Below are 23,060 nucleotides of genomic sequence, written 5' to 3' on the forward strand. Positions count from 1 at the left end.
AATATGTTATAACATAACAAAAAGGAAAAGGTAGTGAATAAAAAATTGGTTTCTCTAGTCATCGGTAGCATTTTTGCATCCCCTGTTTTTGCCGATACGTTGTCGAATCCACAAATTGGTGTCGTTTTGGACGGATATTACCAAGATGGACAACGTCATAACTCAGAGCGAGAGGAAGGGTTTGGCTTGGGTCATACTGAGCTTAGTTTGTCTGCAAACATTGACGACAAATTCCATGGCGCTTTGACGACAGTGCTGGAAAGCCATGCTGACGACACCGAACTGATGTTGGAAGAAGCGTTTATCGAAACCTTGGCTTTGCCTTACGGCTTTAATGTCCGAGTGGGGCGTTTTCTTTCCGATTTTGGTTACTTGAACAACCAACACATGCATACCGATAGTTTTGTTGAGCGTCCATTAGCGTACCGAACGTTTCTTGGTTCGCATTACTATGATGATGGCGTGAGAGCGAGCCTTGTTCTTCCGACAGATCTGTTTGTGAAATTTGGTGTTGAGGCGCTAAGTGGCAGCAAGATGTCGGCAGTGGATGAGGGTTCTGACGTTGGTGTATTTACCTCAACATTAAAACTAGGTAGCGACATTTCAGATTCTTCTAGTTGGCAATTTGGCTTGAGTTACCTGCGAAACAAGAACGGCAAGGTGGAAGAATTTGCTGACCACGATCATCATGCTGATACCGGTCATGACCATGAACATAGCCACGCTGCTGCGATTACTGGTGCGAATCTTTATGGTGCTGATTTTGTTTGGAAATGGGCCCCGGATGGTAACTACAAGTACCGCAACTTTACGTTTTCTGCCGAGTACATGTTGTTGGATGGTGTGGTCGACAGCAAATTTAAAGATGAAGCTGAATCCCCTGATAACTTAACAGCATATTACGTTTCGGGTGTATACCGATTTAACCCTAGCTGGTCTGCTGGCGTTCGTTACGGCGAAGCGGAAAGCTACGATGGTCATGCTCATGGTGACCACATGCATTTCACTGCGCTAAATGATAAAGAAGTCGATGCGATGATTGCGTGGGATTCTTCGCACTTTGGTACTGTTCGTGCGCAGTACACGCGTGCAGAAAACCAAGACAAAGAAAAAGAGAACGTCTTTACATTGCAATACGTCATGACTTTTGGGGCGCACGGTGCTCATGCGTTCTAAGTCATTAACCTTTATCTCTAAAGGTTTAGGCACAATGGCAGCGATTGCTGCCATTGTTTCTTCTCCAACATGGGCTTTGGATATTTTTGTTTGTGAGCCGGAATGGAAAGCTTTATTGCAACGCCACGCTCCAGAAGCAAATATCTATTCTGCTACTACCGATAAACAAGATCCACATTACGTGCAAGCTCGCCCTTCGTTGATTGCGAAAATGCGTCAAGCCGATTTGGCTATGTGTTCTGGAGCAGAGCTGGAAGTAGGGTGGTTGCCTATGCTACAGGCACGAAGCTCAAATGCTGCGGTGCAAAATGGGGCAAAAAGCATGATTTACGCTGCCAGTTTTGTACGTATGCTGGATACACATCAACATGTGGATCGCAGTATGGGTGACATTCATGCGCATGGTAATCCGCACGTGCAGTTTGCTGCGAATGACATGATTACGCTTTCGCGCGTTGTGACGAAGCGTTTGCAAGCGGTTGATCCTGAAAATGCGCCAACCTACCAGCTCAATGGGATGAAGTTTCGTGCGCATTGGCGAAAAAAACTCAACGAATGGGAAGCAAAAGCTAAGCCGTTAAATGGTAAGCAAGTTGTGGGCTATCATTCCACTTACCGATACTTATTTGATTGGCTAGGTATGGTTCAAGTCGCGGATCTTGAACCGAAACCAGGGGTATCGCCGACGACCTCGCATCTGCAATCACTGACCAAGTTGGACGCAAGTTCGTTTGATGCGATTGTGTATTCGTCTCACCAAGATCAACGCCCCGCAATGTGGTTGCAACAACAAACAAACAAACCTGTCGTCCAATTGCCTTTGACGGTGTCAAAGGAGCAGAACTTAGATGATTTGTACGATGAAGTGATTGCCGAGTTACTCGATGTGTTTGTTTCTCCTAGTGCTGTGAAGTTTTGATCATGACTGAATACGCATGGTTAGCGCCGGCTATTTTGTGCGGCGTGATTGCGCTAATTGGTAACGTCGTACTGGGCCAGCAAGTATTAAAGCGGCAGATCATTTTCATCGACCTTGCGGTGGCTCAAGTCGCAGCATTGGGTGCGGCGCTTAGTCATTATTGGCTAAACTCATCTACTTTGTACGTGAGGATTCCTTGGTTATCGGAATCTTGGCTTGGTGCAATGCTTGGCCCTTGGATAATGTCGTTATTGTTATGCGGATTGATTGCTGCATTAGAAAAGCGAAATCATCCGCATCTTGAGCCGATGATTGGCAGCTTGTTTGTGGTATCTGCCTCTTTGGCGGTGTTACTTGTTAGCAAAGACCCACATGGTGCTGATTTCATTCAAGGGATTTTGAATGGTCAGCTACTGTGGTCGACATGGCAAGATGTTTGGCCGTTGACGGTAATCACTGGTGCGATGTTGTTGCTAGTACGTACAAAGCCCGAATTTATGCGTGGTAGCGGTTTTTATCTCATCTTCGCTATCTTGATGCCGATCACGGTCAAACTGACGGGTATTTACCTAGAGTTTGCTTTGTTGGTGATTCCCGCTTTATGCGCTGCGAGCCTTAAAGGTAGACGTTTTTTAACCGCCAGTTTAGGTATCGGAACAATTGGTATTTTGTTGGGGATAGCAGCTTCTGCAAAGTATGATTTGCCTAGTGGTGCAACGATTGTTATTACGCTGTTTATGATGGGTTTAGTTTTTAATATCTTCTCACCGCTGAGAAAAATCGTGTTGTTACAGATGAAGAGTTAATACAGAGCACCATTGGCGGTAATGGTGCTTTTTGCGTTTATTCAATGGGTTAGTGTCTTGCCCCATTTCTATGTTTCAGCATTCAACTTGAGAACCGCCAGAAACATCATCAAGTTGTCTTGATTCGTTCACATCAGACTTCCAGAATATTCCTATAGTTTCATTAACGAAATAAAATCCTTTGCGTATGAGAAGCACAAACCCACATAACGATAAGCGCCTAGGATCAAGCAAGTTTGTAATCTCAACATTTAAGGAAGACCAAGATGAAACACGACAAAGTCGCCGTAGTTACAGGGGCTGCTCGCGGTATAGGGCAGGCCATTTGCGAACAATTACTCGAAGATGGATTCCACGTCGTTGGGCTGGATATCTCGCCTGTGGAATGGAGCCAGTCAGCACAGCTAAGCAGTTATCAAGTTAACTTGTGCGATGCCGCTGCTGTTAGCGAAGTGGTAGACAGTATTGTAGAGCAGCATGGAAGAATCGATGCGCTGGTTAATAATGCGGGTATTACTCGCGATGCATTGCTGCCAGACATGCTAGAACAAGATTGGGACAGCGTAATCGATGTGAACTTAAAGGCTGTGTTCTTACTTACTCAACGCGTCGCGCCAGTAATGCTAGAGCAGGGCGCAGGTAGCATTGTCAGCATTTCTTCTATCGTGGGTACGGATGGCAATATTGGGCAAAGTAACTACGGCGCAAGTAAAGGCGGCGTCATCTCAATGAGCAAAGGCTGGGCGAAAGAACTTTCAAGAAAGGGTGCACAGATACGCGTCAACTGTGTCGCGCCAGGCTTTATCACCACCGACATGACGAAGAACCTGCCAGAAAAAGTCATTCAAATGATGGAAAGTAAAACGCCCCTAGGACGCATGGGCTCGGTGCAAGATATCGCCAATGGCGTTGCGTTTCTGGTCTCTGATAAAAGTGCGTTTATAACCGGACAAGTGCTCAAGATTGATGGCGGTTTGGTGCTTTAATGTTCGAACCATAACCTCAAGTAAAAAACGCTCTTTGCTCAGGTGAAGGGCGTTTTTATCTCAAGATAAATGCATACAAACATGGAGAGTTAAATTGCCAGTTATTTACTCGGTATAACAAAACGCAATTGGTCTATCCGCAAAGCGCACATGTAATATCCATAAAAAACATGGATTATTCATATGAAAAAACTATCGCTACTTGGCCTGCTTATTCTCTTTGGCTGTAACCAGCAAAACACTCCGACTCCAGACCCAAATCACAATCAACCACACCAAAGTTTTAAAAAAACGCCGGATATTGCTAAAGAGCTAAAGGCTCAACCTACAATTGATGACCAATTTGCTCTGCTATATCGAAAATTTGATTACACATTAGACAGAAGTGATTCCCTTACAGGTCGTGATGAAAATAAAGACGGAATACGCGACGATATCGAGGCATTCATCAATGCGTTAGAAGTGTCAGAGCCAGTGCGCAATGCATTGAAGCAAGATGCACGTCAAACTCAGAAAAACCTATATTACGATTGGAGTGAGAAGACTGAGGCTAATATTGACAAAGCTATGGCGATAGGCGACGAGTTCGATAAAGTTCTCGCTTGCAAAGATTTTGTCGGTATCCCAGTGGATGACTCAATCGATACGTCAAAAACAATCGCAGCACTAACATACAACACTAAAGCTAGAACGGTGGCTTATCTTACTTACAATCAGTTGCTAGATGGTTCAGTCAGTACATTGCTCCCTGCTGAGGAGCAATACTGTGAATAAGCTAACAGGTGCCCTTTTGATTTTCACGATATTCCCCGCGCATGTCAGTGCCAATTCCTGCGATATTGAAGGCTACACAATCGGCTTTTTTAATGGTGTAGCTACGACACTAAAAGGAGCTAAACAAGGGCAGAAGAAAATAGAATCAACCCTTGGTATCAAGCAATTCAACGGTGAGCCAGTTGAATATCAACTGTTCTACAATGACTCTTACATTGAAAGTAACGGGTTGAATGTCTTAGCTGATTTTGCTGAAACTTTTGATCAAAGAACACAAGAGTTGGGTCAAAAGCAATTTGACCGATGGGAAGCGTTTTGGGAAATCGTTAGCGGACGTCAGGACAGTTCCATCATCCAAAAAATTAGTGCGACTTTTTCATGGTTTAAAGGGTTTGTTTCCGACCTTGTCAGTCAAGGTATGAATACGATGATTCGTGAGTTTTTGCAGCTCTTGAGTACTTCGATTGATTCACCTGATACTGAAAAAACTCAGATGCAGCATAAACTCATCAATGATTCCAATACATGGAAAGGCAAAAAGCTAATTTATATTGCTCACTCGCAAGGAAACTTATGGGTGAACCAATCTTACAAGTATGTTGTTTCTCAATTAGGATACGACGCTGATAATATTCACGTGGTTCATATTGCGCCGGCCTCGCCAACATTAACCCCTGATAGTGACTATATTTTATCAACCTCTGACCTTGTTATTAATGGCCTGCAACTAACGGGAATTGGCTCTGTCCCTGTACCGAATACCGTTATAGCGCCAAGCACAGCAGACATTGCAGGGCATGGTTTAATTGAAATCTATTTAACTCATCCTGACTCGATTAACAAAATCAAGAAATCTGTGGGGCGAGCTTTTGATTCACTTACCAAGCCGGACATGGAAGAGCATCTCTTTGAAGTGACCTATCAATACACGCCTTCTTTTGTTGAAAGTCACGCTGAACCAGAGATTAAATTTGTCGATAACCCAAGCGGGGATTGGTTTGAAAAAGCCATGTATCCACATTACGATGACTCGTACTTTGAATATGATTCTGCCGCTTACAATTACAAACTCAAATCTGTTGCTGGCTTAAAATACTTATCTCACCAACGCGACAAAAAAGACAGAGAGAACCAAACGTTTACCGTTGTTCAATGCTCAAATATCCCAAACGATGATCCATTTATATTGGGTGAAAAATCCGAGGCATTAATATGGTACGGATATGATGAGCAACCGGACAATACCAAAGTTATTGTGACAGTCAGAGATAGGTATGGAAGAAAGCTACAAAGTGGAGAGCAATCGGTGAGTGAACTTCGCCGTAAGGGGTGGCGTTATCAAGGTATATTCCTTGATTTGAAAGCGAAAAATCCTTACTCACAGAAAGAAAAGAGTTTCATAGAAAAACAAAATCTAGAGACTAGGTATGAGCTTCACTCTAATTCTATTCTAGTACCAACGGCATCATGAATAGCCATTAGGCTCACTGCGCGACATAAATTTGTTGCGCTGACCTCGTCCAAAAATGAGCGATGCTGAACACAGGTACTTAACACAACAAACGCCCCTCCTATCTCTAGGAAGGGCGTTTTTCTTTTGTTTAAATTATCTAGGTAGATTACCTTTCACGCACGTAAGTCGTTTGAACTAAGGTGCCTAGCACCACTTCGCTCTTGGTCACTTTAAAATTGAGTGGTTGTTGCAAATCACCAAACAAAGGTGCGCCGCCGCCAAGTAGGATAGGGAAGCGAGTGATCACCATTTCATCGATAAGATCTTCTTTGAGGAAGTTTTGAATCGTCACGCCGCCGTCGATGTAAAGCTCGTTAAAGCCTTTTGTATTTAGGTCAGCAAGTACATCTTTTAGCTCGCCTTTTACTAAAAAAACTTTGTCTTCGTAGCCCTGTGGAACTTCTGTCATGGTATTGCTGAGTACGAACACGGGCTTGCTGTACGGCCAATCGCAACCAAAACTCAGTACGACATCTAATGTATTACGACCCATTACCAAGCCATCTATACGCTCCATTAGTGGGACGAAGCCAGTATCAATGTTGTCTGGATTTGGTACGGATTGTAGCCAGTCGAGTTTGCCTTGTTTATCTGCGATGTAACCGTCCAGACTGGTTGCAATAAATACGATGTTTGCCATGAGTACCTCATCAAAATGGTGATGCTTGAGCCAAGTTAAAGGTTGGTTTAAAATTAATTCTACAATGTAGAATAATTCTGAGTTTATCGAGAAGATCAAATGTCTGTCAACGAAAAGAAACGCGGAAGACCGACCGCAAAGCAGTCACAACTGAGTGCAGAAAGCATCCTGGAGTCGGCTAAATTATTGATGAAAAAAGACGGAAAGATACCAAGTGTTCGTCTGCTAGCGACACAATTGGATGTGGATCCTATGGCGATCTATTACTATTTCAAAAACAAAAATGCTTTGCTTGAAGCGTTAACGACATCATTGGTGGAAGACATTTATCAACCGCAAGCGAATGAAGATTGGCAAAACGAACTCAAACACCTGTGCGCTAGTTATATTGAGCTGCTACGTGAGTATAACGGGCTGTTGCAAACTATGTTGAGCATGACATCCCACGGACCTGCTCAAGTGTTTACTGAGCGCTATCAATTGATTGTTCAACCTTTGGGTTTATCCCAGCAAGTAGAGCAAGACAGTTTGGATCTATTGGCAGATTACCTACATGGTTTTGCGCTGTCGATTAGCTGTTGCTACGATGCAAGCTTGATTAAGAACGATATGTTGGATGGGCCTCTAAACCTTATCTGTTCCTCATTGTTGGCATCTCGAACCTAGTTCACATTACCGCGACGTTTTTGCTTATATCGTGAAAGAAATTCCCATAACCAAAGGTTCTAATTAATCGAGATGGAAGGGCTTTTATTTGAAGATTCCGACCTAATATCTTGATTATGCCCAGCCAATTTAAGGTGGGGATTTTTAAGCATTGCTGCTGGTAGCGATTTGAACCAGCCTACAGGTGCATTCAAACACGATAAGGAATAACAATGGCTAACGAATACACACCACCAAGAGTTTGGACTAACGACAGTGAAAATGGCGGCCAATGGGCGAGCATTAATCGTCCCGATTCTGGCGCACGTCACGAGCAAGAGTTGCCAGTTGGAGAGAACCCATTCCAGCTTTACTCAATGGGGACTCCTAATGGTCAGAAAGTGACGATCATGTTTGAGGAGCTTTTGGCGGCAGGCGTAAAGGAAGCCGAATACGACGCGTATTTGATCAAGATTGGCGATGGCGACCAATTTGGTTCTGGCTTTGTAGCTGTAAACCCAAACTCTAAAATTCCGGCGCTGGTTGATCGCTCAGGTGATGAACCTATCAACGTGTTTGAATCGGGTAACATTCTTTTCTACTTGGCAGAAAAGTTTGGTCACTTCTTACCAACAGAAGGCGCGAAGCGTGCCGAGGTAATGAACTGGCTATTTTGGCTGCAAGGTTCTGCACCATACCTAGGAGGCGGTTTTGGTCACTTCTACGCGTACGCGCCTGAGAAATTCGAGTACCCAATCAACCGCTTTACGATGGAAGTTAAGCGTCAACTGGATGTACTGGACAAACGTCTGGCAAACAACGCCTTTTTAGGTGGTGATGAGTACAGCATTGCCGATATCGCAACTTGGCCTTGGTACGGTAACTTGGTGTTGGGCCGCGCATACGATGCAGCAGAGTTTTTAGATGTGGAGAGCTACAAAAACGTTGTGCGTTGGGCGAAAGCGATTGATGAGCGTGAAGCGGTAAAACGTGGTCGTATTGTTAACCGCTCATGGGGTGAAGAGTGGGAGCAACTAGCTGAGCGCCACAGTGCTACAGACATTGATAATGTTTTGAAGCTGAAACCTTAAACGAAAAGATGTTAAGCGCACCATTAAAGGTGCGCTTTTTTGTTCCTCAATATTCTCTACTAAGACCTAAATAATCATTAATAGATAGCTCGTATGTTTATTGATTATGTATTTTTCAATAATAGTAAACTGCGTATGTTGATATAATCTAAATCTATAAATGGTAAAGTCGATATTATTTATTTTTGTCTTTATTGATAATAGCCAGTTATGAATTTTAGTTTTGAGTTTTATAACTGATTAATTGCTAATTAACCTTTGACATATCCTTTGTTTTTGTATGGAATATGCACAATTTCGTCTTACGCTTTTCTAATTAATAGTCATAAAGTGTTAACTATATGCATCTCTATACATTATGAGATGAAAGCGTATTTCTTAAATGAAAAAGAGCCAAACCATATCTAAGTAGGGGCTATTAATTCCTTCCATTAATTTTTATATGGAATAATGACCTGCTTCGTCGTGACGGAATAAAGCTCAAGTGTATGTTATTCATGTCATTAAAGAGGATATTTATGATGTCGTCGTTTAAGGCGTATTGGGTAGGAGTACGCGATCGAATTGCCACCCAAATTAAGGATAACCATTGTTTGGAATCCCTAGTGGTAAAGAAACAGCGTGTCAATCTAAACAACAGTGGTTTATCGTTTAGAGCGAAAAGTGGGTGTTTAGTCCCTCATTGCTATACTCAATTTATTGATCCAGAAAGTAAAAGTTCCAAAAAAACACGTAAGACATCATTGAGTTTTAAGAAAGGGAAGTTGTACTTTTCTTCGCTTTCTGACTGAATGAAAGAAAATGAAAATTAAAAATTTAACGATGTTTATTTAAGGTAAAAACATCCGAAATCATAAATTTGATTTAGGGTTATTATAAATGTAATTAACCAGTGCCGAGTTTTCTCTTCGATATTTTTTATTTTATTCGTCGTCAATAAAATCAATCCCAATTTTTGTGTATCACGTCTCTATTACTCTGGTATTGACGCGAAGCTAACAAGATAAAACGTAAGGTGAGTAATATAAGCGCAACTGAAGATCTTGGATTATCCGATTTTCATTACCCCTAGTTTTTCAGCTCTGTAATTATTGGGTTGAATTGTCCTTTTAAGCCCGCACAGGTACTCTCCCTGACATCACCGTTTGTGCGGGTGCTTTTTCATATTTTGAACGATTTGTTTTGAGTGATCTGCTTATCTGTATCTAGAAATGTGGATTCTAGCTGTCATTGACGTGGGGCCGTTCTTTCGTGATCTCGTTTGGGCATCACATGTGTGGACGGAAAATTTCTACTCATCTCTCATTCTTCTCGACAAACATTGAGTAAAGGTAACGAATCGTAACATAGCTGCTGTAACTGTATGGCGTTTCAATATACTCGACTTAGTTTGTAAGCCACAGATTGCTAATAAGATTAGATGTCACTATGAGAAAAATTACCTTATTCAACACGACTTTCCTTACCGGCCTTGTTACCTTCTCTCACTTTGCCTTTGCTGCACCAACAGTTGTCCCTAATGCACCTGAATTAAGCTCTCGCGGTTATGTACTGATGGACTATCACACAGGTAAAGTGTTGGTAGAGCGCGATGCAGACAAGCGATTAAACCCTGCGAGCTTAACTAAGCTGATGACTGCTTATGTTGCAGGACAAGAAGTAAACGCTGGCAATATCAGTCTCGATGATCAAGTTGTCATTAGTCGCAACGCTTGGGCGAAAAACTTCCCAGATTCTTCCAAAATGTTCATCGAAGTAAACACATCTGTGTCTCTGTCTGATTTATATCGAGGATTGGTGGTTCAGTCAGGAAACGATGCTAGTGTTGCCATTGCAGAGCACGTCGCTGGCAGCGAAGCAGGCTTTGTTAGCTTAATGAATAGTTGGGCGAGTCAACTTGGTTTGACGAATTCCTCATTTACTAACCCTCACGGTTTAGATAGCGATAGTTTGTATTCAACACCGCATGATATAGCTAAGTTGGGTCAAGCAATCATTCGTGATCTGCCAGATATCTATCCGATGTACAGCGAAACGTCTTTTACGTACAACGGCATTACTCAATACAACCGGAATGGTTTACTTCGTGATCGCAGCATGAACGTTGACGGGATGAAAACGGGCTATACCAGTGGTGCAGGTTACAGTTTGGCGACGTCAGCCACCAATGGCGACATGCGCCTTATCGCAGTTGTCATGGGGGCGAAGAGCCAAAGTGTGCGTGAATCAGAAAGTAAGCAACTTCTTAGTTACGGTTTTCGATTCTACGATACCTTGATGCCAACGGCCGCAGGAACTGATATCGCAAACGCTCGCGTTTGGATGGGGCAAAAGGATGAGTTAAAAGTTGGTGTGAACCGCGATGTTTATCTCACTCTGCCTAAAAGTGACGTAAACAAACTTAAAGCGGAAGTGGAATACAGCGGTGATTTACTTGCGCCAATTGCTCAAGATCAGGTAGTTGGCAAGGTGCTATACAAAGTGGATGGAAAAGTCGTGAAAGAGACCGAGCTAGTTGCACTCGAACCAGTGGAAGAAGGCGGGATTTTTAAACGTATTCTGGATTGGTTTAAGCGACTGGTAGCAAGCTGGTTTTAAAGGTTTTTTATAAAATCAATTTACTAAGGCGGCCTAAATGGTCGCCTTAGTTTTTTGAACAACTCGTAATGTCCAAAGAAGCTAAAACGTGTTGTTATTCTTGCTCTCCCATCGCTTTTTATTAAAAACGACGCCAAAGAATAACGATGCCGTAGCTTTCGATATTGGATGTGATCCCAATCCTCACAAATCGTTGTTAGTCCAAGCCTTCAGTGATGTTTTTGCACAACCATTTGTGCGTGATGGGTATGAGAGAAAACAAACCAGAACAAAAATGGAGTGACACGTGCACAAGATTTTATCTTTGACATTGATTTTTTCGCTCATGGGCTGCGCTATGCCTCATCAACCTATCGATAATGGGCAGTGTGTGGGTGTGATGTCGTCTCAAGATGCATACGGCTACCTGAATCCCAACCACTACACCATGCAGGTGCTAGCGCTGAAGAAAGAAAAAGATGTGAAAGAATACATTCGCTATATCGACCCTAAACACCCTGTATGGGTTAACTGGAAAAATAGCCGAGGTACACGTTGGTATACGGTGACAGCTGGTGATTTTAAATCGAAGCAAGAAGCCTACAATGCGCTTTCGTCGCTGCCAAGCCACGTGAAGCAGTCATCTCCGTTTGTACTGACTTTTGCAGAGATGCAACGTAAGCAACAAACTAGTGTCGTGAGAATGCGCTAATCGCCTGAAAAAAACGGAAGCTTGAGCTTCCGTTTTGTGTTTTCTTAAAGTGCTGCAAGAATAGTTTCTGCATTACTTACTTCAAATTCACTTGGCTTTTCAACGTTAAGTGTTGTTACTACGCCGTTTTCAATGATCATCGCGTAACGTTGTGAGCGAACGCCGCCAAAGCCGCCAGTATCCATTTCCAAGCCTAGCGCTTTAGTAAAGCTAGCATCACCGTCACCTAGCATCAAAATCTCAGAAGCGTTTTGAGCTTCACCCCATGCGTTCATTACGAATGCATCGTTCACCGCCACACAAGCAATTAAATCAACGCCTTTGGCTTTTAATTGATCTGCGAGTACTACGTAGCCTGGTAGGTGAGCTTCTGAGCAAGTTGGAGTGAATGCGCCAGGAACCGCGAATAACACCACTTTCTTGTTCGCGAACAGTTCGGTCACATCGTGGTTGACCATGCCATCGGCAGTCAGTTCACTTACGGTTGCAGAAGGTAGTGCTTGGCCTTGTTGAATCATGATTTTCTTCCTTTATTAAGTGCTTTGTTGAGCTTTTTCAGTCTAGCGCTTAAGTCCCGTTTTAACCACAGAGGGTTTGTAAGGGTATACCGCATTACATCGATGAATGTTGTGCAACATATTGTTCGACTTGATGACGATATTGAGCCTTCAACTCGTTGTCGATGAAGCTTGCATCGATAGCGTTGAGCGTGAATTTCGCCAGTTCTTCTTTGCTCATTGGATGTGCTTGATTCACTGCAAGGAAGTTATCGGTCATGTAGCCACCAAAGTAAACGGGGTCATCAGAGTTAATGGTTACCGCCACGCCTTTACGCAGAAGCTCTACGATGTTGTGTTGTCCCATTTCATCAAACACGCAAAGTTTGATGTTAGACAGCGGGCAAACGGTCAGTGGCATTTTGGTTTCAATTAGAGATCCCACTAGAGCTTCATCTTCTACGCAGCGAACGCCGTGATCAACGCGGCTCACTTCCAACATTTCAATCGCGTCGGTAATATTTTGCGCTGGTCCTTCTTCTCCGGCATGTGCCACGGTAAGCAAGCCTGCCTCTTTCGCTTTCTGGAAGACACGTAAAAACTTAGCTGGTGGATGGCCGTTTTCTGATGAATCTAGCCCCACTCCAATGATTTTATCGCGATGCTTTAAAACAGATTGCAGTGTTTCCATCGCGCTTTCTTCTGACAAATGACGAAGGAAACAAGCGATGATCTGCGATGTGATGCCTAATTTTTCGCGGCCATCTGTCAGCGCTCTAGAAATGCCGTTGAGTACGGTGTCGAAGTTAATGCCACGTTCAGTGTGAGTTTGCGGATCGAAGAATATCTCGGTATGAATCACATTGTCTGCTTTGCAATGCTCCAAGTATTCCCACGTTAGGTCATAAAAATCTTGCTCTGTGCGTAAAACATTTGCGCCTTGATAATAGAGGTCGAGAAAAGATTGCAGATCTTCAAATTGGTATGCCTCTCTCAATTCGCTTGGTGACGAATAAGGAATATCTATGCCATTGCGCTTGGCAAGTTTAAACATGAGTTCTGGTTCGAGTGAACCTTCGATATGTAAGTGCAGCTCTACTTTTGGAAGACCTTGAATAAATGCGTTCATATTCCACCTTATGTGTATTGTGGATGCAGTTACTCTAAGAATAGGTATAGATAGGAATAAATCGAACGCTATCACAAAGAGTAAGATCCACAGTGATCTCAACTCTTCGTAATCAGCACTTTGCGGGAACTGGTAGAGACCCCCAAACCATATCATTGGGGTTATACGAAGCAAACGCTTGCGATTATACGTAAATTTATCAATATATCTAGACCCGTCAGAAAATGAGAGTGCGGTACGTTTTTAGAGTTTGATAGATATCGAGTGGATGTTCGAACTTGGATTGTTTTTCAGCGCACACTAAAGTTGGCTTACAGTGATGAAGCAAAGCGTGAAGCTTAAGATGAAGAAAAATTTGGGTGTGGAGAAGGTTATTTTAAGAAGTGTATTTTTTGGCTAAGAGATAGCAAACTGATTGGAAAGCGGAGTGGAAAGGTAGGTGGCGGTTACCTTTGCACAACAAGCTTGAAGAGGTAGGAATCAGAGTTAAAGATCAAACATTTTATCAAACGCTCTTTGCTCCATAATATCTTCGATACGGCGGCGCGTTCGTTGTTTTACAGCGGCAGCATTTTCCTCAGATTCTTTCTTTTCCTTATCAATTTGCTTTTTACTTTTTCTAGCCATTGGATATCTTCCAAAATATTGATGAGAATTATTAATGCCTTAAAAAAGCATTATTTGATAATAAAACTTCCTAACTTTGAACCTGAGTCACACAGAATAGTGCCTGAGCAGGTTTTTTCACAATATTGGAAGTCAATCAGATGACTACGATATTGAAGTTTTGGCAATATATGTCGCTTCAGTATATCGCTATTCAATTGATATATTTTAGCTCTCCAAGTGGTTTTAGGTTGATGTAAATTAAATTCAATTTCTAACATTTATTCTCCTGTTTTTTGACGATTTTTTCTTTGTTAAGTAATTGATACCAATGCCTTTGACGGCCTGTTCTTCTTGAGGACATGATTTTTCCTTTAAATAATAAGTTAAGCGGTACTGACCCATTTATTTTGGGTAGCACTAAGCAATGCCTGAAATTAGGCTGAGTTTATGTTGAGAGGATATTTTTGAAGGAGAGAGATTTGGTGCAGCATGGACATGCTGCACCAAGAAAAGCAGTCTTATAGAGGAGTAACTTCAGTCGCTTGAGGACCTTTTTTACCTTGCTCTACGTTGAAGCTTACTTTCTGACCTTCAGTCAGTGTTTTGAAACCGTCAGCAACGATAGCGTTGAAGTGTACGAATACATCTTGGCCGCCGTTGTCTTGAGATAGGAAACCAAAACCTTTAGTTTCGTTGAACCATTTTACTGAACCAGTTACTTTAGCAGACATAAAAACCTCTGAATTAAAAACATTAATGATAAATTATTGGTGGATCTTTTTTTAAGCTATTGAATGTCAATCAAGAGGAAGTTGTACGCAGGTGTCTGAATGGGGATTCAAGATTTTACTGAGAAGGAACTTAAACTAAATGTAGCATTAACAGCTCTCTTCGAAGAGCCAAGCGCCACTATACACCTTGTTTAAGAAATAGCTACATTTATTTTCAAATAAATTCAAAAACGTTTATGTGATAAGAGAGAACTTATCATCAATCGCCGGGCACTTGGTCTGGATTAAAAATGACCAATGGTGTTTGTTACCGATTTCCTATTGTTCGAAAAACTTGAATAAGTAGCTCGAATCGCTCTGCTCATGATTATTTTTCTCCAAACTAAAATAAAACCATGTCGATAGCCTGAGCTGAAACGCGATTTGCAGACAGCTACCAAGGCGAACGAGGAGAAGAAGTATGAGCACATTCAGAGCAATTCGTCAGTTGATTCCATCGCAACCTACCGCTGACGGTGATGGTGTTAAAATTCGTCGAGTTGCAGGTTTTAACAACACGAGTTTTTCACCATTTTTAATGATGGATGAGCTGAAATCCGATCAACGTTCTGACTACATTGGTGGCTTTCCTCCTCATCCTCATCGTGGGATTGAAACGCTGACTTATATGCTGAAAGGTCATTTTCAACATCGTGATCACATGAACAATGTTGGCGAATTGCGCTCTGGTGGCGCACAATGGATGGCGGCAGGTCGCGGAGTAATACACAGTGAAATGCCAATTATGCAAGACGGTGAGCTGCATGGTTTTCAGATATGGATTAATCAACCAGCAAAAGACAAAATGAAACCCGCTCAATACCACGATTTTCAACCAGAGACGATCACGGAATTTGACACTGCAAAGACAGGGCTTGTTCGTGTCATTGCTGGTGAGTTGATGATTGCGGGAGAACGAATTGTTGGGCCGTTGACTCAAACTGGTGTTGTGGCAACTGTTGCTGATTGGCGGCCTCATAGAGGAGCCACGCTTGAGCTAGCTTTGGACGCTGACCATAACATGATGATTTATGCGTACCAAGGGAGTGTCGAGATAAATCAACGCACTGTAAAACAAGGTGAGATGGCGCTGTTATCAAAAGGAGAGGCGGCAAAGTTTACTGCGGCAGACAACAGTGGGGTCCTGCTCTTTATAGGTGAACCAATCAATGAGCCGGTGGTTCACTATGGCCCATTTGTCATGAACAGTATCGAAGAAATTGAACAAGCGATTCAGGACTACAACTCAGGGCTGTTCGAAACCTATTAAAGCGAACGACAGCGAACAGCCAATTTTGACCGATGTCTTAGTATTACGCTGAATGTATTTGAGCCTGCTTATTGGGCTCGTAGCGAAGCAAATCGATAATCCACTGCCATCGAGTTTGCGTTAGCCACCTAGATTAACTTGCGTTTAATCGAGGTGGCTTTTTTCTTTACACTGAATTCCAACGTTCTATGGCTTGTTTGCCAGCCTCAATTCCCAGTTCATATGCTTCTCGCAAAGGTTCTGGTGAGCGGCTTAAGCGTTTTAACTTAAACGTTTCTGGTGGACACACTTGGATTATCTCAACGCCTGGTGGCGGGTTGTTTATCAGTTCCAATGTTTGGTTGTAACGAACGTCACGTGTCAGCATAGGCTCAATCAGAGCTGGCGTTTCCTTCAGCATACGTTTTGTGATGGCACTGAACTTTGATCTTGGTTTCCGGTAACTGGCGATCTGGCTGCGCAGGACCATGATTTTCGTCGCTCCTCTCTTGATGGCTTCGGCAATTGGCAGGGCATCTGCAACGCCGCCATCCACATATCGAGTGCCATTAAGGAGCACGCCATTACGATAGAGTACGGGCAGGGCGCTGCTGGCCTTCATGGTCTCCGCTAACATATCGACGTCCGGAGTGAGGTATTCTGCTTGTCCAGTATCTTGACGAGTGACGACAAGGAAAAAAGGACGCGGATCAGCAGCGAGCACTTCTTTATCAATGCCTAACTCTTCAAGTGTCACTTGCCACATCCAATCTAAATCCATCACATCACCACCGCGTATGAGCTGGCTGGGGGTGATGAATTCATTTCTTAGGCTGTAATCGAGATAGATTTTTAGGTTTCTGCCCGGCATTTTTGCCAAATAGGCGGCAAGATTACTTGCGCCAGCCGATACGCCCCAAAAGCTGTCGAAGGGAGAAAAGTCCGCAGCTAAAAAATGGTCGAGTATTCCGCAAGAAAATACCCCTCGCATTGCGCCGCCTTCAACAATCAGTGCACGAGAACCTACATGTTCCATCTGCTTATCCGCTTTCTATCTTTTAGTTGAGTAACGGCAGCTTAACGTATAAGCGGCTGATTCCCAAACAAGGCCGCATATGTTCATGCGGGGAGGCATCAGATTGGCCAATCTTGAGTGCAGTGATGAACGCCTTTCTTAGTTTTCCATGTTGACTTTGTTTGATAGTCAAACTAAATTTAAATCAAATATTTTGATTATCAAACAAAATGAGCAATAGGGATATGATTTATCTATGGCAATAGCACAACACACGCACGATTTTGTTTCTCATAACCATAAAGGTGAAAAGCGAACTTTTTATGTTCTCATTCTGACGCTTGTCACTATGGTGGTTGAGATTGCTGCGGGCACGCTTTTTGGCTCTATGGCCTTACTCGCCGATGGATGGCACATGGGCACTCATGCAGCGGCATTTTGCATCACCTTGTTCGCTTATCGCTATGCTAAGCAAAATGCGAACAATGAGCGTTTTTCGTTTGGTACCGGGAAGGTCAGTGTTTTAGGTGGTTTTACGAGCGCGATTGCTTTGGGCATGGTGGCGCTAATGATGATGGTGGAATCCGTTCACCGTTTGTTTAACCCTGAGAGTATTCAATTCAACGAAGCGATTATGGTCGCAGTGATTGGTTTGGTGGTTAACTTAGCAAGTATGTTGCTGCTGCATGATCACCATCATCATGATCACGACCACCCACATGATCATAACCATTCGCATGGACACTCGCACGAGCACCATGACCACAATCTTGCCGCCGCGTATTTTCATGTCTTGGCAGATACCTTAACGTCACTGTTGGCGATCGTCGCACTTATTATTGGTAAGTTTTACGGATGGATTTGGTTAGATGCCATTATGGGGATCGTTGGTGCTTTGGTGATTGGTAAATGGACTCTCGGTTTGATGAAGCAAACCGCACCAGTCTTATTAGATGAGAATATTAATCACGAGTACCTACAGGCAATCAGAGAGACGATTGAGCCATACGCAGACGTGCTGGATCTGCATGTTTGGAAGGTGAGCGGACATCATTACTCGGCTGCGATTGTGTTACATAATCACAGTGATAAAACGTTGAGTGAATTTAAGCAATTACTGAGTAAGTTTGATAAGATTCATCACCTCACTCTAGAGTTACAAAATAGCTGACGATGAGCGAACTAGAAAAGTTGAATCAAATGCTGACCGAGTTCTATGACAAGATGTCTTCTTGGGAACAGTCAGTCGTAAAAGAAACCGGCTACTCTTTGGCCCAAGTCCATACCATTGAAGTGCTGGGCGGCCATGGTGCGCTGCGCATGAAAGAACTGGCGGAAAAGTTAGGCATCACGACCGGAACGTTAACGGTACAAATCGAAAAGTTAGTGAACGCGAATTTGATAGAACGTTGCCCTCATCCGGAAGATCGCCGTGCTATCGTTGTGAGGCTCACACCAGAAGGTGAGAAAATTCATCGCCATCATAACCAGTTGCACCTTGATCTTGTGCGTGATCTTACTCGTCATATTGAGCCAGAGCAGCAATCAACCTTTCTATCGTGTTTGGAAAAAATGAACCGGGAATTCTAGGTTTCATCCGAGTTACGGCCAAATAAACAATGAAAAGCAGAACTCGCATCGAGTTCTGCTTTTTTGTATTTATGGGTTTAGAAACCAGCTTTCTAACGGTAACTGAGTAAATGCGTAAGTCACACCAACACAAAATGCAGCGCCCGTAATGCCAATACCAATTGTAGTGGCCAGCAGAAGTAACGTTATCTTAGGCATGATGATTCTCATCCCTCTTGGAGTGTATTTGCGTGCTTAGTTCGATACAGAGCACACAAACACAATCCAAGCGGTGGCAAGCATAATTAATGGCGTAAAGACTTTTTGAATGGCTGCGCCATCGGTCAAGTTATAGATCTCGATGGATTCGTTGTAGAAGGCGTGTTTGAAGGCTTTAAACGAAATGTCGTTTTTTACATTGGATTGCTCGTAACGCTGACGCGCAGCATCGGCCATCTGATATTCAAGATCTTGAAGTTCAAACTCTTGGTTAAAAAACGAATCCCAAGCGCAAAGGCGAGCTATTGCCTTAGGTGAACTATTATCACTTTTTAGTTTTGAGAGACGCTTTGCGTAAGCCGCTTGATATTTATCCACGATATATTCCTGCATGAATAGATGCTGAGTCATTGAATGACTCAGAACGTTCTGGTCGGTTGTAAAAGCAAAATTGTGGGATGAAAAGGCGTACTTTTACGTCGGTGGCAGAACTACAAATAAAAATATCAAAGAGCGTTTGTGGTGGGGATGATATGGGGTGGTAGGGGAAGAGGACAAACAAAATAAATTAGTCTACGTCACAATCAATGTTTGTTGATTTATTCAATCCTTAGTGTTCTTTGCCTTTTGATGTGCTCATTTTGTGGTTAAAAAAAGATACGACCATAAGTTGTTCTTGGGCCTGAAAAAGTAAGATTCCTGACCAATATTCTTCCGTTTACCGCGTAGATCTCTCCTCAAAGTCGATTACTTTTGGCTATGCTTATAGTTCGGCTTTAAAAATTTGTAAGAGGGAAGTTGAGTTGAGATGTTTGTAGTTGAAGTGTTGAACAACTCAAGTGATGGGCTACAAATATAATTGATTATAAAGGATAAATTGGAAGCAGTGCAGAGCTAGGTAAGATATAAACCTAAAGGTGACGGTATGAGCATACAATCAACCATTATCGAATACGCTGTAGCAATAATAGGCTTACTTTTAACAGGCGTTGCCCTCTGAGCCCGAAAGCTCAGAGGATACATAACCTTAACGATTAATGTTGTAACGAGCGATTGCCGCTTCTTCTGACGTTACAACAGTTTTACCGATAGGCGCGAGGGAAATTACGGCCAGTTTCAGGTGCTGAAGTGCAAACGGAATACCAATGATGGTAACGAAACACGCTGCGGCGGATAGGATATGACCGATTGCCAGCCACAAACCTGCAAACACAAACCAAAGTACGTTGCCGATGACGCCTAGCGGACTCGTGCCAATATCCATTTCATTGGTTAGTTCATCACGCGAAATGGCTTCTTTGCCGAATGGGAAAAACGAAAAGTTACCCATGACGAAACAAGCTCGCCCCCACGGAATCCCGATGATGCTGATGAACGCAAGAATACCGAATAGCCACCACAGCAATCCCATGAATACGCCACCGAATAAAAACCAGATGATGTTGCCAAGTGTTCTCATCTAAAACCCTTTTTGATTTATAACTTTCTACAAAGTATGTCACACAAATCTTAACAGAGGATGAATGGGTGCGCTTTATCTTAAATAAGAAATCATTGATGAGAATACTCATTTGATAAAGGAAAGCGGAGATCATTGAGCTGTTGACAAAAAGGCTCTCAACGTTAGACGTTAAGAGCCTTTCTGGTTAGGCGGTTGCCAAATTCAAGCGCGATACTGGCTTGTCATTGATCGGTAAGTGAATCAAAGCGGCGAGGAGTGCCAGAACGACGGTTGACCACCAGATTGGATCGTATGAACCGTAGTAATCGTAGATGCGACCACCGACCCAAGCCCCCAAGAAGCTTCCTACTTGGTGAGTAAAAAATACCAAGCCATAAAGTGTTGATAGGTAACGAGCCCCAAAAATCTGGCGGACTAATCCAGATGTGAGAGGCACGGTGCCTAACCAACAGAAGCCGATTGCACCACCAAAGATGACTGCGGTGTGCTCGGTGACAGGTAGAGTCACAAAAGCACCAATCACTACCGTGCGGATTAAATACAGCGCAGACATAACATGGCGTTTATTGAAGCGGTCCGCCATAACACCCCAGAAGTACGAACCAAAAATGTTGAAGATGCCAACATACGCCAGTGCCATTGCGGCGGTTGAGGCTGGTAAATCTTTATCTGCCAGATAACTTGGTAAGTGAGTTGCAATGAACATCACGTGAAAGCCGCACACAAAGAAACCTGCATGAATCAGCCAATAACCTCTGTGAGAGAAAGCTTCTTTTAATGCTTCTTTTAGGGTTTGTGTGTCTTCCTGAACATTTGCATGGTTACTTGCTTGTGGCTTCGCAGTTCTCATGAACAATGCAAACATCACCATAAAGCTACACAGTACAGCGAATGCTTGAAGTGCGCCTTGCCAGCCAAAATCACTCAAAAGCACTTGTGCTCCAGGGATCATGGCGAACATACCGAACGATCCCGCAGCGGTAGTTAAACCAAATGCTTTAGCTGCATGTTGTGCAGGGACAACCTTTGCGACCGCCCCTAACACAATGACGTAGCTGGTTGCGCTCAAACCAAAACCGACCAAAATGCCAAGTGATAGATACATCATGGTTGGCTCAATGGCGATAGAAGTAAGGTAAAGACCTAAAGCGTAAGAAAAGGCACCTAAAATGATAATACGCTTCGCGCCCCAACGGTCTGACGCCATGCCGACAAAAGGTTGGAATACGCCAAACAACAAGTTTTGCAAGGCAATAGCAAAGCTAAAGAACTCGCGCCCGGTCTGAAAGTAGTCTGAAATTGGCATCATAAAAATACCGAAAGATTGTCTGATCCCTAGACAAATAATCAAAATCCCTATTCCAAGCCAAACAAGAACTGGAAATCGGAAAATACTCATAGTTTGCTCATTATTAATGATGGTGGTGATGAGAATGATCATGGTGTTCGTTGTCTCCCGTTGTTTGGTGACAACCGCTGTTGATGGCTTGTTCTGCTAATATTTCCAGCAACTTCGGAGAGTTATGGACGATGATTAGAGATAGCCCCAACATGATAGACATTCTCAACACCTGAGCGAAAATGGATTGAGAAAAAAGCATGCATTGTGCGCTCATGTAGAAAAATGAGCGCGAAGTTTAGTGACGATTAGTCAATGAAACAAATGACAAAAAGTGAATTAATGTATGCGTTTCATGCATAGATTGGTTATAGGGATTAATTGCAATGCACGGCTTGTTCTAGGCGTTGATAGATCTGCTCTGCAAGCTGGTGGCTCGCTATGTTGCGTTGCACTGTGCTTGTATCCAGCTTGCCTGATTCAACAACCTTAAACCAATCGAATAGCATAGCGTGAAAACCTTTACTCGTGAGCATTGGTGTCCAATCTTTTAAGTTCAACTTACGTTCTTGATTGTCCTGCCACAATTTACCTTCCACAAACGAATCAAACTCAAATGCTTGGTTGGCATAACATGCCTGAACGCGTTCGTTTGTTATGCCAAAATGACGATTCATTGAAGCGTGTAGTAGGGTATCACCATGTTGCCATTGCACATCCAGACGTGCGAGTTGTTGGCCGTCAAATTGGTGAGTGATGTAGACGTCTTGCAAATCGGCTTTTGCTACAACATTTACGCTGTCTAGCGGGTGAATAAAATCGTCAAAGATGAACGTACGGAGTTCTCCCGGCAGATTGTGGCGATTTTTCTCCCAACGCAGTGACTTCAAATTAGCGACATCGCCTTTTTGTACGTTTGGCAAATAGTCGTTGTAGAGCGGAATGTGTCGGCGATTAAAGCCAACATAAAGTGGTTGATTGGCGATAGCTGCAATCTCATAGAGTTGCTCTACCTGTTGGGCACTGTCCGCCAGAGGTTTGTCGACAAAAGTAGGAATGCTTTGTTTTAGAAAATATTCAGCGATTTGAAAGTGAACATGAGTTGCGGCATGAATCATCACCGCATCTACACCAAACGCAGTAAGCTGTCGGTAGTCCTGACAGTTTTCCTTAATGCGATATTGCTGAGCTAGTGAAGAGAGGGTTTCGGCGTCTCGGGTACAAAAGACCAGCTCAACATTAGGAAGTTGAGTAATGACAGGAAGGTAAGCCTTTTGCGCAATATCGCCTAAGCCAATAATACCGATTTTCATGTTGTTCGCTCTGTTTCGATTTCATTAGGCGTTGATTATAACGAGCGAAA

The 23,060-nt window shown here is 43.1% G+C and carries 26 protein-coding genes and 1 riboswitch; of the genes, 13 read left to right on the forward strand and 13 right to left on the reverse strand.

The genetic code is table 11. The annotated features are described in order from the left end of the window. Window positions 1–33: 33 nt before the first annotated feature. The 6 genes from BIW15_RS13375 (at window position 34) to BIW15_RS13400 (ending at window position 6,132) form a co-directional block, all read left to right on the forward strand. Window positions 34–1,176 (forward strand): hypothetical protein, encoded by a 1,143-nt coding sequence (locus tag BIW15_RS13375; protein ID WP_029832290.1) that lies wholly within the window; start codon window positions 34–36, stop codon window positions 1,174–1,176. After that, window positions 1,166–2,095 (forward strand): metal ABC transporter solute-binding protein, Zn/Mn family, encoded by a 930-nt coding sequence (locus BIW15_RS13380; RefSeq protein WP_179115285.1) that lies wholly within the window; start codon window positions 1,166–1,168, stop codon window positions 2,093–2,095. Before BIW15_RS13375 ends, BIW15_RS13380 begins: the two co-directional genes overlap by 11 nt. Before the next feature lie 2 nt (window positions 2,096–2,097). Then, a complete protein-coding gene (locus tag BIW15_RS13385) occupies window positions 2,098–2,901 on the forward strand; it encodes a metal ABC transporter permease (protein WP_024702089.1) in 804 nt (267 codons plus the stop codon). Window positions 2,902–3,167: 266 nt separating this feature from the next. Next, a complete protein-coding gene (locus tag BIW15_RS13390; RefSeq protein WP_025505730.1) occupies window positions 3,168–3,887 on the forward strand; it encodes a beta-ketoacyl-ACP reductase in 720 nt (239 codons plus the stop codon). A gap of 183 nt (window positions 3,888–4,070) precedes the next feature. Then, the gene (locus BIW15_RS13395) at window positions 4,071–4,661 is read left to right on the forward strand and encodes a chromosome partitioning protein ParA (protein WP_077281157.1); all 591 of its coding nucleotides are present in this window, start codon (window positions 4,071–4,073) and stop codon (window positions 4,659–4,661) included. Then, window positions 4,654–6,132 (forward strand): hypothetical protein, encoded by a 1,479-nt coding sequence (locus BIW15_RS13400; RefSeq protein ID WP_179115286.1) that lies wholly within the window; start codon window positions 4,654–4,656, stop codon window positions 6,130–6,132. Before BIW15_RS13395 ends, BIW15_RS13400 begins: the two co-directional genes overlap by 8 nt. A 148-nt stretch (window positions 6,133–6,280) precedes the next feature. Here BIW15_RS13400 and BIW15_RS13405 read toward each other — a convergent pair whose 3' ends face one another. Beyond that, entirely contained in the window at window positions 6,281–6,814 is a 534-nt protein-coding gene (locus BIW15_RS13405; protein WP_020841854.1) for a dihydrofolate reductase family protein, read from the reverse strand. Window positions 6,815–6,913: 99 nt separating this feature from the next. Between BIW15_RS13405 and BIW15_RS13410 the strand changes: the two genes are divergently transcribed. From BIW15_RS13410 to BIW15_RS13440, 4 genes are all read left to right on the forward strand, one after another. Then, window positions 6,914–7,480: a TetR/AcrR family transcriptional regulator gene (locus tag BIW15_RS13410; RefSeq protein WP_077281159.1), complete on the forward strand. Its 567-nt coding sequence runs from the start codon at window positions 6,914–6,916 to the stop codon at window positions 7,478–7,480. 212 nt (window positions 7,481–7,692) lie between these two features. Then, the gene (yghU, locus tag BIW15_RS13415) at window positions 7,693–8,550 is read left to right on the forward strand and encodes a glutathione-dependent disulfide-bond oxidoreductase (protein ID WP_077281160.1); all 858 of its coding nucleotides are present in this window, start codon (window positions 7,693–7,695) and stop codon (window positions 8,548–8,550) included. Between the two features lie 1,428 nt (window positions 8,551–9,978). Next, window positions 9,979–11,148 carry a D-alanyl-D-alanine carboxypeptidase family protein gene (locus BIW15_RS13430; protein WP_077281161.1) on the forward strand — a complete coding sequence of 390 codons (1,170 nt, stop codon included), beginning with the start codon at window positions 9,979–9,981 and terminating at the stop codon, window positions 11,146–11,148. A gap of 286 nt (window positions 11,149–11,434) precedes the next feature. Further along, window positions 11,435–11,839 carry an SPOR domain-containing protein gene (locus tag BIW15_RS13440; RefSeq protein WP_005499396.1) on the forward strand — a complete coding sequence of 135 codons (405 nt, stop codon included), beginning with the start codon at window positions 11,435–11,437 and terminating at the stop codon, window positions 11,837–11,839. A 44-nt stretch (window positions 11,840–11,883) separates the two neighbouring features. Here the strand turns inward: BIW15_RS13440 and BIW15_RS13445 are convergent, their stop codons facing one another. From BIW15_RS13445 to BIW15_RS13465, 5 genes are all read right to left on the reverse strand, one after another. Continuing rightward, the gene (locus BIW15_RS13445; protein WP_005477269.1) at window positions 11,884–12,357 is read right to left on the reverse strand and encodes a peroxiredoxin; all 474 of its coding nucleotides are present in this window, start codon (window positions 12,355–12,357) and stop codon (window positions 11,884–11,886) included. Between the two features lie 94 nt (window positions 12,358–12,451). Then, window positions 12,452–13,465 (reverse strand): adenosine deaminase, encoded by a 1,014-nt coding sequence (locus tag BIW15_RS13450; protein WP_077281162.1) that lies wholly within the window; start codon window positions 13,463–13,465, stop codon window positions 12,452–12,454. A gap of 89 nt (window positions 13,466–13,554) precedes the next feature. Next, window positions 13,555–13,654: riboswitch (purine riboswitch) on the reverse strand. Window positions 13,655–13,951: 297 nt separating this feature from the next. After that, window positions 13,952–14,092, reverse strand: a complete 141-nt coding sequence (locus BIW15_RS13455; RefSeq protein ID WP_005463370.1) for a PA3496 family putative envelope integrity protein — start codon at window positions 14,090–14,092, stop codon at window positions 13,952–13,954. Window positions 14,093–14,142: 50 nt separating this feature from the next. Then, window positions 14,143–14,352 carry a hypothetical protein gene (locus BIW15_RS13460; RefSeq protein WP_021484467.1) on the reverse strand — a complete coding sequence of 70 codons (210 nt, stop codon included), beginning with the start codon at window positions 14,350–14,352 and terminating at the stop codon, window positions 14,143–14,145. A gap of 240 nt (window positions 14,353–14,592) precedes the next feature. After that, window positions 14,593–14,805, reverse strand: a complete 213-nt coding sequence (locus BIW15_RS13465) for a cold-shock protein (protein ID WP_005463371.1) — start codon at window positions 14,803–14,805, stop codon at window positions 14,593–14,595. 460 nt (window positions 14,806–15,265) lie between these two features. On the opposite strand from BIW15_RS13465, the gene BIW15_RS13470 reads away from it, so the two are divergent. After that, complete coding sequence (locus BIW15_RS13470; RefSeq protein ID WP_025588798.1) at window positions 15,266–16,114, forward strand: pirin family protein; 849 nt, start codon at window positions 15,266–15,268, stop codon at window positions 16,112–16,114. Between the two features lie 166 nt (window positions 16,115–16,280). On the opposite strand, the gene BIW15_RS13475 is transcribed toward BIW15_RS13470, so the two are convergent. Then, on the reverse strand, window positions 16,281–17,129 hold the full coding sequence (locus BIW15_RS13475) for a patatin family protein (RefSeq protein ID WP_020838085.1): 849 nt from the start codon (window positions 17,127–17,129) through the stop codon (window positions 16,281–16,283). A gap of 235 nt (window positions 17,130–17,364) precedes the next feature. On the opposite strand from BIW15_RS13475, the gene dmeF reads away from it, so the two are divergent. Together dmeF and BIW15_RS13485 are read left to right on the forward strand one after the other, a co-directional pair. Next, window positions 17,365–18,279, forward strand: a complete 915-nt coding sequence (gene dmeF, locus BIW15_RS13480) for a CDF family Co(II)/Ni(II) efflux transporter DmeF (RefSeq protein ID WP_015313458.1) — start codon at window positions 17,365–17,367, stop codon at window positions 18,277–18,279. 2 nt (window positions 18,280–18,281) lie between these two features. After that, the gene (locus tag BIW15_RS13485) at window positions 18,282–18,698 is read left to right on the forward strand and encodes a MarR family winged helix-turn-helix transcriptional regulator (RefSeq protein ID WP_005463375.1); all 417 of its coding nucleotides are present in this window, start codon (window positions 18,282–18,284) and stop codon (window positions 18,696–18,698) included. Window positions 18,699–18,767: 69 nt separating this feature from the next. Here the strand turns inward: BIW15_RS13485 and BIW15_RS25340 are convergent, their stop codons facing one another. The 6 genes from BIW15_RS25340 to BIW15_RS13510 form a co-directional block, all read right to left on the reverse strand. Beyond that, on the reverse strand, window positions 18,768–18,896 hold the full coding sequence (locus tag BIW15_RS25340; RefSeq protein ID WP_005477316.1) for a hypothetical protein: 129 nt from the start codon (window positions 18,894–18,896) through the stop codon (window positions 18,768–18,770). A 36-nt stretch (window positions 18,897–18,932) separates the two neighbouring features. Further along, window positions 18,933–19,274, reverse strand: coding sequence for a hypothetical protein (locus BIW15_RS13490; RefSeq protein ID WP_179115288.1), 342 nt, complete (start codon window positions 19,272–19,274; stop codon window positions 18,933–18,935). Between the two features lie 649 nt (window positions 19,275–19,923). Next, window positions 19,924–20,355: a YccF domain-containing protein gene (locus tag BIW15_RS13495; protein ID WP_005463381.1), complete on the reverse strand. Its 432-nt coding sequence runs from the start codon at window positions 20,353–20,355 to the stop codon at window positions 19,924–19,926. A 187-nt stretch (window positions 20,356–20,542) separates the two neighbouring features. Continuing rightward, complete coding sequence (locus tag BIW15_RS13500; RefSeq protein ID WP_025500857.1) at window positions 20,543–21,757, reverse strand: MFS transporter; 1,215 nt, start codon at window positions 21,755–21,757, stop codon at window positions 20,543–20,545. Window positions 21,758–21,770: 13 nt separating this feature from the next. Further along, on the reverse strand, window positions 21,771–21,920 hold the full coding sequence (locus tag BIW15_RS13505; protein ID WP_005499370.1) for a hypothetical protein: 150 nt from the start codon (window positions 21,918–21,920) through the stop codon (window positions 21,771–21,773). 154 nt (window positions 21,921–22,074) lie between these two features. Then, window positions 22,075–23,010, reverse strand: coding sequence for a Gfo/Idh/MocA family protein (locus tag BIW15_RS13510; RefSeq protein ID WP_077281164.1), 936 nt, complete (start codon window positions 23,008–23,010; stop codon window positions 22,075–22,077). Between the last annotated feature and the right edge of the window lie 50 nt (window positions 23,011–23,060).

The organism is Vibrio sp. SALL6, from assembly GCF_002002385.1.
Taxonomy (GTDB): domain Bacteria; phylum Pseudomonadota; class Gammaproteobacteria; order Enterobacterales; family Vibrionaceae; genus Vibrio; species Vibrio parahaemolyticus.

Coding starts and splice junctions, on each gene's coding strand:
- BIW15_RS13380 (WP_179115285.1), top strand. CDS start 1,166: ATGCGTTCTAAGTCATTAACCTTTATCTCTAAAGGTTTAGGCACAATG.
- BIW15_RS13385 (WP_024702089.1), top strand. CDS start 2,098: ATGACTGAATACGCATGGTTAGCGCCGGCTATTTTGTGCGGCGTGATT.
- BIW15_RS13390 (WP_025505730.1), top strand. CDS start 3,168: ATGAAACACGACAAAGTCGCCGTAGTTACAGGGGCTGCTCGCGGTATA.
- BIW15_RS13395 (WP_077281157.1), top strand. CDS start 4,071: ATGAAAAAACTATCGCTACTTGGCCTGCTTATTCTCTTTGGCTGTAAC.
- BIW15_RS13405 (WP_020841854.1), bottom strand. CDS start 6,814: ATGGCAAACATCGTATTTATTGCAACCAGTCTGGACGGTTACATCGCA.
- BIW15_RS13410 (WP_077281159.1), top strand. CDS start 6,914: ATGTCTGTCAACGAAAAGAAACGCGGAAGACCGACCGCAAAGCAGTCA.
- yghU (WP_077281160.1), top strand. CDS start 7,693: ATGGCTAACGAATACACACCACCAAGAGTTTGGACTAACGACAGTGAA.
- BIW15_RS13430 (WP_077281161.1), top strand. CDS start 9,979: ATGAGAAAAATTACCTTATTCAACACGACTTTCCTTACCGGCCTTGTT.
- BIW15_RS13445 (WP_005477269.1), bottom strand. CDS start 12,357: ATGATTCAACAAGGCCAAGCACTACCTTCTGCAACCGTAAGTGAACTG.
- BIW15_RS13450 (WP_077281162.1), bottom strand. CDS start 13,465: ATGAACGCATTTATTCAAGGTCTTCCAAAAGTAGAGCTGCACTTACAT.
- BIW15_RS13455 (WP_005463370.1), bottom strand. CDS start 14,092: ATGGCTAGAAAAAGTAAAAAGCAAATTGATAAGGAAAAGAAAGAATCT.
- BIW15_RS13460 (WP_021484467.1), bottom strand. CDS start 14,352: ATGTTAGAAATTGAATTTAATTTACATCAACCTAAAACCACTTGGAGA.
- BIW15_RS13465 (WP_005463371.1), bottom strand. CDS start 14,805: ATGTCTGCTAAAGTAACTGGTTCAGTAAAATGGTTCAACGAAACTAAA.
- BIW15_RS13470 (WP_025588798.1), top strand. CDS start 15,266: ATGAGCACATTCAGAGCAATTCGTCAGTTGATTCCATCGCAACCTACC.
- BIW15_RS13475 (WP_020838085.1), bottom strand. CDS start 17,129: ATGGAACATGTAGGTTCTCGTGCACTGATTGTTGAAGGCGGCGCAATG.
- dmeF (WP_015313458.1), top strand. CDS start 17,365: ATGGCAATAGCACAACACACGCACGATTTTGTTTCTCATAACCATAAA.
- BIW15_RS13485 (WP_005463375.1), top strand. CDS start 18,282: ATGAGCGAACTAGAAAAGTTGAATCAAATGCTGACCGAGTTCTATGAC.
- BIW15_RS25340 (WP_005477316.1), bottom strand. CDS start 18,896: ATGCCTAAGATAACGTTACTTCTGCTGGCCACTACAATTGGTATTGGC.
- BIW15_RS13495 (WP_005463381.1), bottom strand. CDS start 20,355: ATGAGAACACTTGGCAACATCATCTGGTTTTTATTCGGTGGCGTATTC.
- BIW15_RS13500 (WP_025500857.1), bottom strand. CDS start 21,757: ATGAGTATTTTCCGATTTCCAGTTCTTGTTTGGCTTGGAATAGGGATT.
- BIW15_RS13505 (WP_005499370.1), bottom strand. CDS start 21,920: ATGTCTATCATGTTGGGGCTATCTCTAATCATCGTCCATAACTCTCCG.
- BIW15_RS13510 (WP_077281164.1), bottom strand. CDS start 23,010: ATGAAAATCGGTATTATTGGCTTAGGCGATATTGCGCAAAAGGCTTAC.